The organism is Agromyces sp. NPDC058484, assembly GCF_042720415.1.
In the GTDB taxonomy this organism is placed as follows: Bacteria; Actinomycetota; Actinomycetes; order Actinomycetales; family Microbacteriaceae; genus Agromyces.
The window spans coordinates 32,186-48,184 of sequence record NZ_JBHXMP010000007.1 but is presented as its reverse complement, the minus strand read 5'-3'; the positions used below and the strand labels follow the sequence as shown (position 1 = coordinate 48,184).

Here is a 15,999-nt window from a genome sequence, read left to right as displayed (position 1 = left end):
GATGCCGCAGACGCAACCCTTACGAGCCGAGGAACTTCTCACCCGCCGGGACGTCTTCGCCCGACGCCGCGCGTAGCCTGAGCACATGGGACGACCGGCAGGCCGGCGCGGGTGGCTGCTCCCCGCGGCGGCGGGCGTGGCATCCGTCGCCCTCGGCACCGGGGTCGGCGAGCTCGCCGCCGCCGTGCTCGCGCCCGCGTCGAGCCCGTTCGTCGTCGTCGGGTCGCTGCTCATCGACCTCGCGCCGCCGTGGGCGAAGGATGCCGCGATCGCGCTGTTCGGCACCGCCGACAAGGCCGCGCTGCTGGTGGGCATCGGCCTCGTGCTGCTCGCGGTCGCAGGTGCCGCCGGCGTGCTCGAGGTGCGTCGGCCGCCGTTCGGACGGTTGGTGATCGGCGCGCTTGGCGTCGTCGGCGTCGCCGCGGCGGTGACCCGCGCGAACGCCACGATGCTCGCGTTCGCGCCCCCGGCACTCGCGGCGATCGCGTCGGTGCTCGCGCTCCAGCTGCTGGTGCGGCGGCTTCCGGCGCAGGATGCCGCGGGGCGGGCGGGTCTCGATACGGGTCGGGCTTCGCCGGGCCCTGCTCGACCGGCGGAGGAAGCTGGTCCGGCATCGGTAGACCGGCGGCGGTTCCTCGGCTGGGCGGGCGGTGCTGCCGCGCTCGGCGCGCTCGCCGCCTTGGGTGGTTACGCCCTGCAGGCCGGAACCCGCGCCGTGACCGCGATCCGCGACGCGATCTCCCTGCCCCAGGCCGCGGCGCGTGCGACCGTGCCATCGGGCGCCGAACTCGGCATCCGCGGACTCGCCCCCGTCATCACGCCGAACACGCAGTTCTACCGCATCGACACGGCCCTCGCCGTGCCCGCGGTCGATCCGTCGACCTGGCGCCTCCGCATCCACGGCATGGTCGAACGCGAGGTCGCCATCACGTGGGACGAGCTCCTCGCCCTCCCCCTCGAGGAGTCCGTGACGACGCTCGCCTGCGTCTCGAACGAGGTCGGCGGCACCCTCATCGGCAACGCCGTGTGGCTCGGCTATCCGATCCGCGAACTGCTCGCGCGTGCCGGGCCGGCCGCCGACGCCGACATGGTGCTCTCACGCAGCGTCGACGGATTCACCGCGTCGACCCCGCTCGCCGTGCTGGAGGACGACCGCAACGCTATCCTCGCCATCGGCATGAACGGCGAGCCGCTCCCACCCGAGCACGGATTCCCCGTGCGCATGGTCGTGCCCGGCTTGTACGGTTACGTGTCGGCGACGAAGTGGGTGGCCGACCTCGAGGTGACCCGGTTCGACGCGGCATCCGCATACTGGACCGATCGCGGCTGGAGCGCGCGCGGGCCGATCAAGCTGCAGTCGCGCATCGACGTGCCGCGCATCGGCCAGTCGCTCACGGCCGGCCCGATCACGGTCGCCGGCGTCGCGTGGCACCAGCACGTCGGCATCGCCGAGGTCGAGGTGCAGGTCGACGACGGGCCGTGGCAGGAGGCGACGCTCGCCGAGGCGATCTCGATCGACACCTGGGTGCAGTGGCGGTTCGAGTGGGATGCCACGTCGGGCACGCACACGCTGCGGGTGCGCGCGATCGACGCCGACGGCGAAGTGCAGACCGCCGAGCGCCGGGGTGTCCTGCCCGACGGCGCGACGGGCCTGCACGAGCGCACGGTTTCGGTTGCCTGAGCCGACACGGCCTCCACGGCGGCTGGACGTGTGCCGCTCCACGCGCCGACCACCGCACCGCCCATCGGGACGACCCGCACGGCGCGGGATGTCGTCCGATCCACTCGTGTCAGATGTGCCGCACATGAGGCAGATCTCACACGAGCGAGGCGGGACGATCGAATGGTGCACGGCCGACGTGCACGGGGCGGACGCGCGCGGCCGACGCTCGGGTCAGAGCGGCGGCGTGCGCGGCGGCGGCGTGCGGCGCGAACCGGTCGCTTCGAACGCGGCGGCGAGTCGCAACAGGGCCGTGTCGTCGTAGGCGCGTCCGGCGAAGGTGAGGCCCACCGGCATCCGGATGTCGCTCATCGTGCCCATGGGCACGGTGACCGTCGGGATGCCGAGGTGCCGGGGCACGAGGTTGCCGTTCGCGACCCAGACGCCGTTGCGCCAGCCGAGGTCGGCGGATGCCTCGTCCACGTCCATGTCGGCGGGCCCCACGTCGGCGACCGCCGGGAACACGACCGCGGTGAGGCCGAGCGAGTCCATCCACTGCTCGAGGTCGATGCGGCGGGTCTCCTCGAGGCCGCGGAGTCCCTCTGCCAGGTGCGGGATGTCGGTGACGGATGCCACGGGGTGCTCGCGCACGTGCGCCGGATACTCGGCGATGTCGTCGTCGAAGCCCGTGTAGCGGTCGGGCAGCGCGCCCTCGGGGGGCGGGAAGATGCGCGCGCCGTCGACGTCGGCGAGCGCGTGCAGCGCGGGGTCGCCGTTCGCGTCGAGGAAGTCGTTCCACGCCCACGCCGAGAGATCGACGATCTCGCGGTGCAGGTATTCGGGTGAGACGAGTCCACGGGTGGCGATCGTGGACGCGCCGGGGCGGTCGCCCTCGTAGTTCGACACGACGGGGAAGTCGACCTCCACCACCTCGGCGCCCGCGGCCTCGAGGTCGCGGCGGGCGGCCTCCCAGAGCTCGATGACGGATGCCCGGGTCTCGATGCGCTGCCCGGTGGGCCCGCCGATGCCGGGGGTGCGTCCGGGCTCGGCGGCGCCGGCGTCGGGGTCGGCGTTGACGTACATGCGCGGCACGCCGAGGCGTTTGCCCGCGAGCACGCGGTGCGCTGCCGCGGCATCCGGAACCTCGATCTCGGGGTACGAATCAGGGCGCACGGCGGATGCCGCGGGGATCTGCACCCACGGCTGCACGCGCCAGAAGTCGCCGCGGGTCTCGGCGTCGTCGGCGACGATCACCTCGAGCACCTCGAGCAGGTCGGCCGTGGTGCGGGTGTGCGGCACGACGACGTCCATCGTGGGCACGAGCGGCCAGTTGCCCCGCACCGATATGACACCCCTCGAGGGGGTGTACGAGCAGAGGGCGTTGTTCGAGGCGGGTGCACGGCCCGACGACCAGGTCTCCTCGCCGAGTCCGAACGCCGCGAAGCTCGCCGCCGTCGCCGTGCCCGAGCCGTTCGACGAGCCCGAGCCGAAGGCGGCGGTCAGGTAGTCGGCGTTGTACGGGCTCTCGGCGCGTCCGTAGACGCCGCGCTGCATGCCTCCGTTCGCCATCGGCGGCATGTTGGTGAGTCCGATCAGCACCGCGCCGGCGGCTCGCAGCCGCTCGATCGTGAACGCGTCGCGTTGCGCGACGAGGTGCTCGAACGCGGGGCTGCCGGCCGCCGCGGTGAGGCCGCGGGCGAGGTAACTGTCTTTGGCGGTGTACGGGATGCCGTCGAGCGGGCCGAGTGTCTCGCCACGCGAGCGCCGCTCGTCGGAGGCACGGGCGTCGGCGAGCGCGTCGGGATTCATCACGACGAGCGCGTTAAGGGCGGGTCCGGTCCCTGAGCCCGGACTCCCCTGAGCCTGTCGAAGGGTCGAAGGGCCCGGCCGGTCGTACGCCTCGATGCGCGCGAGGTACGCCTCGACGAGGTCGACGGATGTCGCGGCGCCCGACTCGAGCGCTCGGCGGAGGTCGGCGATCGACGCCTCGACGACGTCGAAACCGCCCATCACGCCACCGCCGGCTGCTGCTGCGTGATGCAGTGGATGCCACCGCCACGGGCGAGGATCGGCCGCGCGTCGACGGTCACGACGCGTCGCCCCGGGTAGGCGGCGGCGAGCAGCTCGCGCGCCGCGGCATCCGCTCGCTCATCGCCGTATCCGCACGCGATCACGCCGCCGTTCACGACGAGGTGGTTCACGTAGTTCCAGTCGACGAAGCCGTCGTCGTCGCGCAGCTGCGACGGGGCGGGCAGGTCGATGATCTCGAAACGGCGGCCCGCGGCATCCGTAGCCTCCGAAAGGAACGAGCGGATGCCGCGCATCACCTCATGATCGGGATGCTCGGCGTTCGGCTGTCCGTGCAGCAGCAGGACGCCGGGCGTCGGGATCGTCGCGACCATGTCGACGTGGCCGCGCGTGCCGAGCTCCTCGTAGTCGCGGGTCAGGCCGCGCGGCAGCCACACCACGTGCGTCGCGCCGATCGCGCGGGCGAGCTCGGCCTCGACGCGGGTCTTGTCGGCGTAGGGGTTGCGTCCCGGATCGAGCTGCACGGTCTCGGTGACGAGCACGGTGCCCTCGCCGTCGACGTGGATCGCGCCGCCCTCGTTCACGAGCATCGACGACACGAGCTCGGCGCCCGCGGCATCCGTCACGAAGCGGCCGATCTCGCGGTCCTTCTCCCAGGTCGACCACGCGGGGGCGCCCCAGCCGTTGAAGATCCAGTCGACGCCGCCGAGCACGCCGGGGCGCTCGTCGTCGACGACGAACGACGGGCCCATGTCGCGCATCCAGTAGTCGTCGAGCGGCGCCTCGAGCCGCTCGATGCCGGCGCTCAGCATGCGCGCTGCACGGACGCGCTCGACCGGGTCGACGACCATCGTCACGGGCTCGAACTCGGCGACGGCGTGCGCGACCGCGGTCCACGCGGCGTACGCCTCCTCGGCGGACGCGGCGTCGTCGCCGAGCGTGAGGCCGGGGCGCGGGAACGCCATCCACGTGCGCTCGTGCGGCGCGGTCTCTGCGGGCATGCGCCAGGCCATTCGGGCACCTCCGGGTTGCGGCGACCCTCGCGGTCGGGGGCTCCATCCGCTCTCGATCGTATGCCGCATCCGCGGCGTGGCGGATCCTCGGCATGATCGACGGCCGGGGAGGCCACGCGGCATCCGCTCGCAGGGCTGCAGCGGCGGTCGCCGCCTGATGTCGGCGGCCCCCGCTACGGTGAAGGCACCCGAAGAGAGGGGCGCGATGTACCTGGTCGATGGCACCGTCGTCACGAGCGCGAGTGACCTGAAGAAGGCCTCGGAGTGCGAGTTCGCGTTCCTGCGCGCGCTCGACGCGAAGCTCGGCCGCATCGAGCCCGTGCCCGATCCCGAGGACGCGATGCTCGAGCGCTCGGGCCGCATGGGCGACGCGCACGAGCACCGGGTGCTCGAGGTCTACCGGGCGCGGCTCGGCGCGGGCGTCGTCGAGATCGAACGACCCGATGTACGCGACGCGGCCGCCGTCGCCGCGGCGGTCGAGGCGACGCAGGCGGCGTTCGCGGCGGGCGCTCCCGTGGTGTTCCAGGCCACTTTCGCCGACGAAGGCTTCATCGGGTTCGCCGACTTCATCGTGCGTCAGCCCGATGGGCGCTACGTCGTGCAGGACTCCAAGCTCGCCCGGCGAGCACGCGTCACGGCGCTGCTGCAGCTCGCGGCCTACGCCGAGCAGCTCGAGCGCACGGGCGTGGCGTGCGCCGACACCGTCGAGCTGCTGCTCGGCGACGGGTCGACGAGCGTGCACCGGCTCGACGACATCGCACCCGTCTACCGGCTCCGGCGAGCGCGACTGGAGCAGATCGTCGCCGAGCGCCAGGCCGACGGCGTCCCGGTCGCGTGGGGCGACCCGCGCTACGACCTCGACGGGCGCTGCCCCACCTGCGACCTCGAGGTGCAGGCGCACCGCGACGTGCTGCTCGTCGCGGGACTCCGGGTCACCCAGCGAGCGGCCCTCCACGACGCGGGCATCACGACGATCGATGCGCTCGCGGCATCCGGGGGGCACGTGCCCGGCATTCTCGACGCGACCATCGAGAACCTGCGCATCCAGGCGCGGTTGCAGCTCGAGGCCGAGGCTGCGGCTGTCGCAGCGGATGCTTCGGGCCTCCGCTCCCCCGACGACCCGCCGCTCCCGCCGCCGGTCGAGGTGCGCGACGCGGCATCCCTCGCGGCGATTCCCGAGCCGGATGACGGCGACCTCTTCTTCGACTTCGAGGGCGACCCGCTCTACACCGAGGGCGCGGCGACCGACTGGGGACTCGACTACCTCTTCGGCATGGTCGACACCGCCGAACGGTTCACGCCGCTCTGGGCGCACAGCTTCGCCGAGGAGCGCGTGGCGCTCGAGCGGTTCCTCGCGCTCGTCGCGGCGCGGCGGGCGGCGCATCCGAACATGCACATCTACCACTACGCGAGCTACGAGCGCACGCACCTGCTCACGATCGCCGCGCGGCACGGCGTGGGCGAGGCGGCCGTCGACCAGCTGCTCGCCGACGGTGTGCTCGTCGACCTCTACCCCATCGTGAAGCGTGCCGTTCGGGTGGGCAGCCGGTCGTACTCGATCAAGAAGCTCGAGCCGCTGTACATGGGCACCGAACTGCGCGAGGCCGAGGTGAAGTCGGGCGGCGACTCGATCCTCGAGTACGTGCGCGCCCGGGAGCTGCTCGCCACCGGCCAGACGGATGCCGCAACCGGCCTCGTCGGCGCCGCCGCCGCGCAGCACGTGCTCGACGACCTCGCCGACTACAACCGGTACGACTGCGTGTCGACCTTGCGGCTGCGCGACTGGCTGCTCGGGATCGCGCGCGATGCCGGCATCGAGCCCGTGCCCGAATCGCTCCTCGCCGAGGCCGCCAATGCGGCCGGCAAAGTCTACGAGGCGTCTCCGCTCGCCGTCGGCCTGCAGCGGCTCGCCGGGCCGCCCGACGATCCCGAGCGAGACGCCGACCACACGGCCCTCGCCCTGGCGGCCGCCGCGATCGACTACCACGATCGCGAGGCGAAGAGCTTCTGGTGGTCGCACTTCTTCCGCGTCGAGCAACCGCTCGAGGCGTGGGAGGATCACCGCGACGTGCTCGTGGTCGACCCCGGGGCATCCGCCGTGGTGCAGCGCTGGTATCGCGAGGACCGGCAGCAGGTCGATCGGCGCAACCTGCTGCTGCGAGGACGGGTCGCACCTGGGTCGAAGTTCAGCGTGGGCGCCGAACTCTTCGTGCTCTACGAGCCGCCCGCGCCGTTCCCACGCATCGCACTTCGCCCGGGCTCGCGTGCCCACACCTCGGTACGCGTGCTCGAGGTGCTCGACGACGGCCTCGTCGTCGAGGAGCGATCGGTCGCCGGGGTCACCTGGTCGGAACTGCCGATGGCGGTCGTGCCGGGCACGCCGCCGCCGGCCGGCCGTCAGCGTGAGGCCATCCTCGAGTGGGCGCAGCAGCTCTCGACCGCCGCTCCGCTCACCTGGCCGAAGAACCCGGCGGTCGACGTGCTGCGTCGCACTCCGCCGCGCACGCGCGCCGGCCTCGCCCCGCTCTCGGCCGAGCACGACTACGTCGGCGCGGTCGTCTCCTCACTCGTCGACCTCGAGGACTCGTACCTCGCCGTGCAGGGCCCGCCCGGCACGGGCAAGACCTACGTCGCCTCCCACGTCATCACCGAGCTCGTGTCGAAGCGCGGGTGGAGGATCGGCGTCGTGGCCCAGTCGCACGCCGTCGTCGAGAACGTGCTCGACGCCGTCATCCGCGCCGGGCTCGCTCCCGATCTCGTCGCCAAGGCGCCCAAAGACGCCCGCGAGCCCGGCGACCACGGGTACACGATCATCGCCAAGAACGGAGTCGCCGAGTATGCGGCCGAGCACGCGGCATCCGGATTCGTGATCGGCGGCACCGCGTGGGACTTCGCGAACGCCGACCGCGTGCCGCGCGGTTCGCTCGACCTCCTCGTCATCGACGAGGCCGGCCAGTTCTCGCTCGCGGCGACGATCGCGTCGTCGGTCGCCGCCCGCAACCTGCTGCTCCTCGGCGATCCGCAGCAGCTGCCGCAGGTCAGCCAGGGCAACCATCCCGAGCCGGTCGACGCCTCGGCGCTCGGCTGGGTGGCCGACGGGCACGATGTGCTGCCGGCCGAGTACGGCTACTTCCTCGCCGAGAGCAGGCGCATGCACCCGGCCGTCGCGGCGCCCGTCTCACGGCTCTCGTACGAGGGCGAGCTGCACTCGCATCCGTGCGCGTCGGAGCGCTCGCTCGACGGCATCGCGCCGGGGCTCACCCCGATCCCGGTGCCGCACACCGGCAACGCCACGGCGTCACCCGAGGAGGCCCTCGAGATCGTCGGCCTCGTCGGCGACCTGCTCGGGCGCGAGTGGGTCGACCCGACGGATGCCGCAGCGGCGTCCCGCCCGCTCGCGCAGCGCGACCTCATCGTGGTCACCCCCTACAACGCGCAGCTCACGCTCGTGCGCGCCGCGCTCGACGCCGCCGGCTACACGGAGGTGCCGGTCGGAACGGTCGACAAGTTCCAGGGGCAGGAGGCGGCCGTGGCCATCGTGTCGCTCGCCGCGTCATCCGCCGCCGCTGCCCCGCGCGGAGTGGAGTTCCTGCTGCTGAAGAACCGGCTCAACGTCGCGATCTCACGCGCGAAGTGGGCCGCCTACCTCGTGTACTCGCCGGGACTGCTCGACACGCTGCCCCGCACGCCCGAGGGGGTGGCACAGCTCAGCGCGTTCATCCGGCTCGTGGGCGCGCACGTACCTGCCGTCGTTCGCGCATAGCGGCGTGGCGCGCGCCGGGTAGGTGAACCGCGGCGCCGGGGTCATCCCCGTCTCGCGGCACCCGTTCTCGTTGCGCCCCGGTGGCCACGGCCGCGCGAAGCTGGGAAGACCGCTCAGGATCCATGCGTACGTTATGGATGTGACTTCCCCCGCGACTGACCTGAGCCCTGCCCGCATCACGATGTACGGCGCCGAATGGTGCGGCGACTGCCGACGCTCCAAGGCGTTCCTCGACCGCCGCGGCGTCGACTACGACTACGTCGACCTCGAGACCGTCGCCGACGGCGCCGATCGCGCGAAGGCCATCAGCGGCCGCACCCAGATCCCCGTCGTCGTCTTCCCCGACGGCACGCACTTCACCGAGCCCACCGACGCCGAGCTCGGCGCGAAGCTCGACGAGGAACTCGCCGCATAGTTTGCATGACATCGTCCGGTTCGCATGACGCCCGGACGAGCCCCTGTCATGTAAGTCGGCCGAAGTCATGCAAACCGCGCTGAAGGGGCGCTGAAAGGGCAGGGCCGGTCGGCCGCTACCGCAGCGCAGGCATGACCTCCGCGGCGAACAGCTCGAGACCCGTGCGGTCGTAGGCCGCCTCGGGGAAGTAGTGGATCGAGTAGCCGAGCCCGAGCTCGGTGCGTTCCGCGAGCTTCGCCGCGACCTGCGACGGCGTGCCGACGAGCGCTGTCGGCGCATCCGCCCGGTACTCCGCCAGGTAGCGCGCCGTCTTCTCGGGGCCGAGGAAGGGCGCGACGCGCGCCTCGATCGCCGCGAGGCGACGCGCGACATCCGCTCGGTCCGAACCGATCACGGTGTTGAAGTCCGAGGTGCGCGTGATCGCGTCGAAGTCGCGGCCGGCCGCAGCGCAGTGCCCGCGCAGCACGTCGCTCTTGTGCGCGAACACTGCGGGCGTTCCGTTGAAGTTCGTGTACGAGGCGTACTTCGCCGCGATCTTGAGCGTGACCTTCTCGCCCCCGCCGGCGACCCAGAGGGGGATGCCGCCATGCTGCAGCGGCAGCGGTCGCACGATCGCGCCGTCGACGCGGTAGTGCGCTCCGTCGAGGGTCGCAGTGCCGGTGGTCCACGCCTGGCGCATGATCTCGATGCCCTCGCGGAGCATCGCGAGACGCTCGGGCACCGGCGGGAACCCGTAGCCGTACGCGCGCCACTCGTGCTCGTACCAGCCGCCGCCGATGCCCATCTCGACGCGTCCGCCCGAGATGACGTCGACCGTCGCGGCCACCTTCGCGAGGTGGGCGGGGTTGCGGTAGCCCATGCACGTGCACATCTGGCCGATGCGGATGCGCGACGTCGACGCGGCGTAGGCCGCCGTCAGCGACCACGCCTCGTGCGTCGCCTCGGTCTCACTCGGCACCGGCACCGTGTGCAGGTGGTCGTACACCCAGATCGACTCCCAGCCCGAGTCGGCGGCGTCGGCGTACTCGGCAAGGCCGCGCATCGCCTGCCAGTGCTCGGCCGGTTCGATGCCGACGAGGTCATGGCGCCAGCCCTGGGGAACGAACATCCCGAATCGCATGGGTTCCAGCCTAGGAGCGATCTCAGCGCCAGCACTGACGACGGCGTCGCCGCGATTGCGTAGCGTCGGTCGAATGGAGCCAACCGACCACTGCGACTTCTCGCCGCGCGACTTCAGCGCGACCGCCATCGAGACCTCCGACGGCCGGCTCGTTCACGTCAACGGCTCGGGGCTCTGCCCGACCGGCGGCTGGGAGCTGCGGCTCGTCGCCGCGAACCCGGGCGTCGTGCCGCATCCCGAGATCCTCCGACTCGAACTGCGCGAGCGGCCGCCGCTGCACGCGACGCACGCGCCGGCCACGACATCGGTCGATGCGGTCATCGAGGACACCCGGGCCGAGCGCATCGAGATCCTGTTCGGGTGGCGCGGGGGCTTCGTCATCCCCGTGCGCACGCCCACCCGGCCGCGTGCCGCCGGGCGCGGAGGTCGTGCGCGAGCGGATGCCGCATCCGGTCGTGCCGTTCGGCGCGGACGTCGTGAGCGAGCGGATGCCGCATCCGCGCGAGTGACCGCATCCGGTCGCGTCGCGGCATCCGCCGTCTGAGCCGTCCCACCCCCGGCCTACGCCAGCGCGTACCTGAGCTCGGCCATGGCCGGGCTCGACCACACCTCGCCGTCGAGGTCGTCGCTGCGCACCGTGACGACCTTGCCGCCCTTCGAGATCACGAGCAGCGCGAGCTGCGGCAGCAGGTCGCCCGCGAGCGTGCCGTCGTCGAGGTTCTCGCCGGTGCCGTTGCCCGTCGCGAACTCGATGGCACCCGACTCCTGGTCGAGGGTGCCGTTCACCGACGTCGTGAAGTCGAACCACAGCGTGTCGACCGCGCCGTCGGCGGCGAGGCGCCCGATCGCGGCGAGGTCGCGCTCGACGCGGCCGGCGCTCCCCTCGGCGAGGCCGTGCAACGCGTTCGCGGCTTCGCTGACGTTGAGCCTCGCGAGCTCGAGCCGCAGCGCCTCGTCGATCTCTGCGGCTCCGAGCCGGTCGGGTGCGCCAGGTACCGGGACGATGCGCCGGTGGTTGCGCGCTCGCTCGATGAACTGGCTGAGCATGGGCTCGGCCGCCAAGACGAAGAGCGGCACCCGCTCGTCGGGGTCGTGCACCTGCAGCTGCTGCCGCACGGCGTCGGCGACGCGTTTCGCGTAGATGTCGAGCCCGGCGGACCTGCGGTCGTCCTCGCTCATGCCACGGTCGCCGTGACCGCCGACCCGTCGGTTGCCGGCATCGCCGGGCTCTCGGTTCGAGGCCTCGTCGGCGTTCTTCGGCAGGGCGGGGTCGACCGGCATCTGCGCGGCACGGTCGGTGGGAGTGGCGTGCCAGAGCGTCCACTCGTTCGCCGAGACGGCGACGGCGTACGCCTCCTGGTCTTGGCTGGGTGCCCGAAGGAGCTGCCCGAGCGTGAAGTGCGAACCGACGTGCACGGCGTCGTCGAGCCGGTTCGGCAGCACGAACACCTCGCTGAACCCCGGCGCGACGAAGACCGCCAGCGATCTGGCGAGGTTCGCCCAGAGCCGCAGGTCGCCGAGGACCCCGTGGCGTGCCGCGCGCAGCGCGTCGAGCTCGGCGCTCGAGGCGCCCGACGCCTTCACTTGCTCGATCGCCTCGTCGAAGGAGCTCTTCGCCGAGACCTCGGCGCGTTCGCGCTCGCTGACGACCGGAGACGTCGACACGTAGATCGAGATGGCCGGGTGATGCGGACCAGCCAACGCTGCGAAATCCGCGGTCGTGGGCAGCTCGTAGTGGACCGTCATCGGTACCTCCCGGGGGATCACGCGACAGCGATGTCGCTCGCTTCCAGCCTATGAAGGCCACGCCGCGAGCGACACCCCCAGTCAGCGACCCACGGGATGGTTCGACCGGATGACACCCGTCGGGTCGACCGCGTTCTTCACCGCGCGCAGCCGAGCGACCCGGTCGCCGAAGAGGCGCTCGGCGGACCGCTCGTGCTCGGCGAAGTTGAGGTAGTCCACGCCGGCTCGCCACGGCTCGACGCGGGACAGCAGCCGGCCGAGGGATGCCGCGAGCGCCTCCTCTGCGCCGGGGATCGCGATGCCCGCACCGAACACGAGGTACTCCGCGTCGAAGCCGGCGACGACGCCCGGTTCGGGCGCACCGCGCTCGGCCGCGGAGCTCCGTGCCACCTCGGGCCTGAGGGCGCCCCCGAGGTGGCGGATCTCGACGGTGAGCAGGGCGGTGTCGGCATCCGGACCCACGGCGTCGATGAAGGCTCGCACCGTCGCGGGCGACAGGTCGGCGAGGAGCATGCCGTCACCGTAGCCGGGCGTCGGGCCCGGCGGGTCCATGTGCAGTCGCAGCAGCTCGGCGACGGACTGCGGATGCACCGAGTCCATGCCGGGGGCGAGGCCGCGCAGCGGAGCGAGCAACTCGACGGCACGTTCGGGCGACTCGTGGATCGCCGCCTCGACGACGACGAAGGACCGGCCGGAGAGGAACGGCGGCAGTTCGGGCATCGGCGGGAACCGCAGCAGGCGGCCGACCGAGGTGACGGTGTCGGGAACGGTCGCCGTCCACGCGGCCCACGCCTGCATGACCTCCTCGGCACGCTCGATCGGGAAGAACAGCGTGCCCGCCACGATCTCGGCGACGGGGAAGAGCCGGAACTCGATGGCCGTGACGACACCGAAGTCGCCGCCGCCGCCGCGCAGCGCCCAGAACAGCTCGGGCTCGTGCGACGCGTCCACGCGACGGCGCCGGCCGTCGGCGGTGACGAGTTCGATGGCGCTCACGTGGTTCGCGGCGAGTCCGTGCGAGCGGGCGAGCCAGCTGACGCCACCGCCGAGCGTGTACCCGACGACGCCGACGTCGTGCGACGATCCGGCGAGCGCGGCGAGGCCGTGCGGGGCGACCGCGGCGACGACGTCGCCCCAGAGCGCGCCGGCTTCGACGCGGGCGACCCGCAGTTCGGGATCGACCTGCACGCCGCGCATCTCCGACGTGCGGAGCAGCAACGCGTCAGCGAGGCCGTTCGCGGCGGCGAGCGGGCCGGCGTTGTGGCCGGTCGCCTGCGGGGCGACCGCGAGGCCGAGACTCTTCGCCGCCAGCACGGTCTGCACGATGTCGTTCACGCCGGCGGCGACGACGACCGCGACGGGCCGCTGGTCGACGGCGAGGTTCCAGGCGGCGCGCGCGTCGTCCCAGCCCGAGTCGCCCGGGACGTGCATGCGGCCCGCGAGCCGGTCGCCGAGGAGAGCGAGCGACTCGCGCAGCGAGCGCGCCGTGGTGTCGTGGTGGACGCGGGCCTCTGCGATGTCGGTGACGCTCGCAAGGTCGGCGTCGCGGAATGCGGTCTGGTTGGCGCGGGCCTCATTCGCAGCGGCGCCGGACACAGGGGTGTTCACGAATCGTTCCTCTCAGGATGTCGCACTCGCGGGCCCGGGCCCTCACATCGGAGGCGGACGGCCGCGGGATCCCCGCGGCACGCACGAACGCGATGTCCATCTCACGACGTGCCGCGCTCTGGCGCGTCAGTGGCGCCCCTCCGGATGCCTCAGGGCTATCCCGCTCCGCAGGTCCCGGAATACCCGGCGCCGCCCGCCGGTTGCCGAGAGGGATGACTCCCTCGCTGCGCCTGTCCGTGCTCGACCTCGTTCCCGTGCGGAGCGGCCAGACCAGCGCGGGCGCGGTCGCGGCATCCGTCGGTCTCGCGCAGCTCGCCGACGGGCTGGGCTTCACGCGCTACTGGTTCGCCGAGCACCACAACATGCCGGCGGTCGCGTCGACGACCCCGCCCGTGCTCATCGCGTCGATCGCGGCGCGCACCGAGCGCATCAGGGTCGGATCGGGCGGCGTCATGCTGCCGAATCACGCGCCGCTCGTCGTGGCCGAGCAGTTCGCCGCGCTCGAGGCGCTCGCGCCGGGCCGCATCGACCTCGGCATCGGGCGGGCTCCCGGAAGCGACCCCGTCATCACGCAGCTCCTCCGCGTGAGCGGTCCGACGGCCGACGTCGACCGGTTCCCCGACCATGTCGCCGACATCCTGAGCCTGCTCTCGCCCGACGGCGCGTCGCTGCGCCTCACGAGCGGCCGCGAGTACGCGATCACCGCGACGCCGGCGGCGACGGATGCCCCGACGCTCTGGCTGCTCGGATCGAGCGACTACTCGGCGAAGCTCGCCGCCGAGCTCGGGCTGCCGTACGTGTTCGCGAACCACTTCTCGGGCGACGGCCTCGAGCGGGCGCTCGAGCTGTATCGCACCGGGTACCGCCCGAGCGAGCGGCATCCGTCGCCCGAGACGTTCCTCACCGTGAACGCGTCGGTCGCGCCGACCGTCGAGGAGGCCCGCGCCCGTGCCCTCCCGCAGCTGCGGTCGATGGCGCGGCTGCGCACGAACCGCCCGATGCGGCCGCTCGAGACGATCGAGGAGGCGCAGGACGCGCCCGCCGACTCGATCGCCGACGAGCTCATCGCGGGCATGGAGCGACGTTGGATCATCGCGGATGCCGCGGGCGCGGCATCCGAAGTGCGCAAGCTGGCCGAGCGGCACGGCATCGACGAGATCATGGTGTCGCCGATCGCGGGCTCCCACGAGTTCGAGCCCACGGATGCCGCGCCCGGCCGCGAGCAGACGCTTCGGCTCCTGGCGGGCGAACTCTTGCCCGTGGGTCTGTAGGCCCGACGAGAGTAGTATCGAATTGGTACTACTCACGGGAGACGACCACCATGGCCATGAACCTGCGCCTCGACGAGGCCGACGGCGCGCTGCTGCGAGCACTGGCCGAGAAGGAGCACCGCTCGATGAACGAGGTCGTGATCCTCGCGATTCGCGAGCGGGCCGAACGCCTGGCGAAGAGCGAGCGCACACGTGCTGCGTTCGAACGCATCGAGCAACGCGACGCCGAAGCCCTCGATCTGCTGTCACAGTGAGGGAGTACCTCGACCCGGTCGACGTCGAAGCATGGGTCAGCCGGCGCGGGCTGCACGTCCGTGACCGCGCGTTGCTGCTGTCAGCACTGGCCGCGCCGCTGCCGGTCTTCGACGAGGAGGTCTACCCAGACCTGCATGAGAAGGCCGCGGTGCTGCTGATCGCGATCAACCGTAATCACCCGCTGCTGGACGGCAACAAACGGCTGTCGTGGCTCGTGACGGCAGCGTTCTACGAGCTGAACGGATACGACCTGGCCGTCGACCCGCAGTCCGACATCGACGTGTTCGTGCGAGGGATCGCCGCGGGCCAGACCGACGTCCCCGAGACGGCGACGTGGCTCGCAGCACATACGAGCCCGCTCGATTCGTAGCCGGCCGGACGACTCATCCCGCCCCACCATACGCCGGGCACGCCGTACGTTGCGTAGTACAATCTGTATTATGAGTACGCTTACGATTCGTACCGACCCCGAAGTCGAACGGGCCTTGGAGTCGCTCACGAACGAGGGGCAGTCGCGTTCAGAGGCGGTCCGGAACGCGATCCTGGAAGCCGAACGGGCACACCGCCGCGCGCGGCTGCGGGCTGAGGCAGAGAGCCTCCGCAATGACGCCGAGGATGTCGCCGCCTCACGGGAGCTGGCCGCGGAGATGGACGCGATCCGTGCGTGGTGACCTCTACCGGCTCAAGGCGCCGAAGGATGCACGCGGTCACGAGCAGGCCGGTGCGCGCTATGCCGTTGTCGTGCAGTCCGATGATCTGCCGCTGTCCGCCTGGATCATCGCGCCGACCTCGACCGGCCGACGGGCGGCATCGTTCCGGCCCGAGATCGAGATCAACGGCACGAAGACCCGCGTGATGATCGAACAGCTCACCGTGATCGATCCCCAGTCGCGGCTCGGAGAGTTCGCCGGCCGACTCAGCCCCACCGAGATGCATGCCGTCGACACCGCGCTGCAAGCCGTGCTGGCGCTCGACTGACAGGCCGTGCCGGGTTGCCCGATAGTGGATCCCGTTACGGAACATTGGAGAGCGAGCCAGCGGGTGGCATCACGCCACGATGCCAAGGAAGGCCCGCGGGGACTCTGATGAGGGGGCCCGTCACAAAGTCTTGGCCGTCGCC

14 protein-coding genes are annotated in these 15,999 nt (G+C 72.0%); 9 read left to right on the top strand and 5 right to left on the bottom strand.

Going from position 1 to position 15,999, the window contains the following annotated elements:
* The first annotated feature begins 85 nt into the window (after window positions 1–85).
* Window positions 86–1,681, top strand: coding sequence for a molybdopterin-dependent oxidoreductase (locus ACFWN7_RS07605; RefSeq protein WP_376938169.1), 1,596 nt, complete (start codon window positions 86–88; stop codon window positions 1,679–1,681).
* A gap of 213 nt (window positions 1,682–1,894) precedes the next feature.
* Here ACFWN7_RS07605 and ACFWN7_RS07600 read toward each other — a convergent pair whose 3' ends face one another.
* Both ACFWN7_RS07600 and ACFWN7_RS07595 read right to left on the bottom strand, forming a co-directional pair.
* A complete protein-coding gene (locus ACFWN7_RS07600) occupies window positions 1,895–3,670 on the bottom strand; it encodes an amidase (RefSeq protein ID WP_376938168.1) in 1,776 nt (591 codons plus the stop codon).
* Complete coding sequence (locus ACFWN7_RS07595) at window positions 3,670–4,701, bottom strand: agmatine/peptidylarginine deiminase (protein WP_376938167.1); 1,032 nt, start codon at window positions 4,699–4,701, stop codon at window positions 3,670–3,672. Before ACFWN7_RS07595 ends, ACFWN7_RS07600 begins: the two co-directional genes overlap by 1 nt.
* A 205-nt stretch (window positions 4,702–4,906) precedes the next feature.
* Here ACFWN7_RS07595 and ACFWN7_RS07590 point away from each other — a divergent pair, with 205 nt between their 5' ends.
* Window positions 4,907–8,464 (top strand): TM0106 family RecB-like putative nuclease, encoded by a 3,558-nt coding sequence (locus ACFWN7_RS07590; protein ID WP_376938166.1) that lies wholly within the window; start codon window positions 4,907–4,909, stop codon window positions 8,462–8,464.
* Between the two features lie 133 nt (window positions 8,465–8,597).
* A complete protein-coding gene (locus tag ACFWN7_RS07585) occupies window positions 8,598–8,879 on the top strand; it encodes a glutaredoxin family protein (protein WP_376938165.1) in 282 nt (93 codons plus the stop codon).
* Between the two features lie 115 nt (window positions 8,880–8,994).
* Here the strand turns inward: ACFWN7_RS07585 and ACFWN7_RS07580 are convergent, their stop codons facing one another.
* Window positions 8,995–9,999 (bottom strand): LLM class F420-dependent oxidoreductase, encoded by a 1,005-nt coding sequence (locus tag ACFWN7_RS07580; RefSeq protein WP_376938164.1) that lies wholly within the window; start codon window positions 9,997–9,999, stop codon window positions 8,995–8,997.
* Between the two features lie 73 nt (window positions 10,000–10,072).
* Here ACFWN7_RS07580 and ACFWN7_RS07575 point away from each other — a divergent pair, with 73 nt between their 5' ends.
* Window positions 10,073–10,543, top strand: a complete 471-nt coding sequence (locus tag ACFWN7_RS07575) for a hypothetical protein (RefSeq protein WP_376938163.1) — start codon at window positions 10,073–10,075, stop codon at window positions 10,541–10,543.
* Between the two features lie 17 nt (window positions 10,544–10,560).
* Here the strand turns inward: ACFWN7_RS07575 and ACFWN7_RS07570 are convergent, their stop codons facing one another.
* Window positions 10,561–11,745 carry a hypothetical protein gene (locus ACFWN7_RS07570; protein WP_376938162.1) on the bottom strand — a complete coding sequence of 395 codons (1,185 nt, stop codon included), beginning with the start codon at window positions 11,743–11,745 and terminating at the stop codon, window positions 10,561–10,563.
* Between the two features lie 81 nt (window positions 11,746–11,826).
* Window positions 11,827–13,353, bottom strand: coding sequence for an FAD-binding oxidoreductase (locus tag ACFWN7_RS07565; RefSeq protein ID WP_376938161.1), 1,527 nt, complete (start codon window positions 13,351–13,353; stop codon window positions 11,827–11,829).
* 212 nt (window positions 13,354–13,565) lie between these two features.
* Here ACFWN7_RS07565 and ACFWN7_RS07560 point away from each other — a divergent pair, with 212 nt between their 5' ends.
* The 5 genes from ACFWN7_RS07560 to ACFWN7_RS07540 all read left to right on the top strand — a co-directional run bounded on the left by ACFWN7_RS07560 (window position 13,566) and on the right by ACFWN7_RS07540 (window position 15,857).
* Window positions 13,566–14,624 (top strand): LLM class flavin-dependent oxidoreductase, encoded by a 1,059-nt coding sequence (locus tag ACFWN7_RS07560; protein ID WP_376938160.1) that lies wholly within the window; start codon window positions 13,566–13,568, stop codon window positions 14,622–14,624.
* A 50-nt stretch (window positions 14,625–14,674) separates the two neighbouring features.
* Window positions 14,675–14,878 (top strand): hypothetical protein, encoded by a 204-nt coding sequence (locus ACFWN7_RS07555; protein WP_376938159.1) that lies wholly within the window; start codon window positions 14,675–14,677, stop codon window positions 14,876–14,878.
* Window positions 14,875–15,249, top strand: a complete 375-nt coding sequence (locus ACFWN7_RS07550; RefSeq protein WP_376938158.1) for a type II toxin-antitoxin system death-on-curing family toxin — start codon at window positions 14,875–14,877, stop codon at window positions 15,247–15,249. The genes ACFWN7_RS07555 and ACFWN7_RS07550 overlap by 4 nt, the downstream gene beginning before the upstream one ends.
* 70 nt (window positions 15,250–15,319) lie before the next feature.
* The gene (locus ACFWN7_RS07545) at window positions 15,320–15,550 is read left to right on the top strand and encodes a hypothetical protein (RefSeq protein ID WP_376938157.1); all 231 of its coding nucleotides are present in this window, start codon (window positions 15,320–15,322) and stop codon (window positions 15,548–15,550) included.
* A complete protein-coding gene (locus ACFWN7_RS07540; RefSeq protein WP_376938156.1) occupies window positions 15,540–15,857 on the top strand; it encodes a type II toxin-antitoxin system PemK/MazF family toxin in 318 nt (105 codons plus the stop codon). The genes ACFWN7_RS07545 and ACFWN7_RS07540 overlap by 11 nt, the downstream gene beginning before the upstream one ends.
* Window positions 15,858–15,999: the final 142 nt, after the last annotated feature.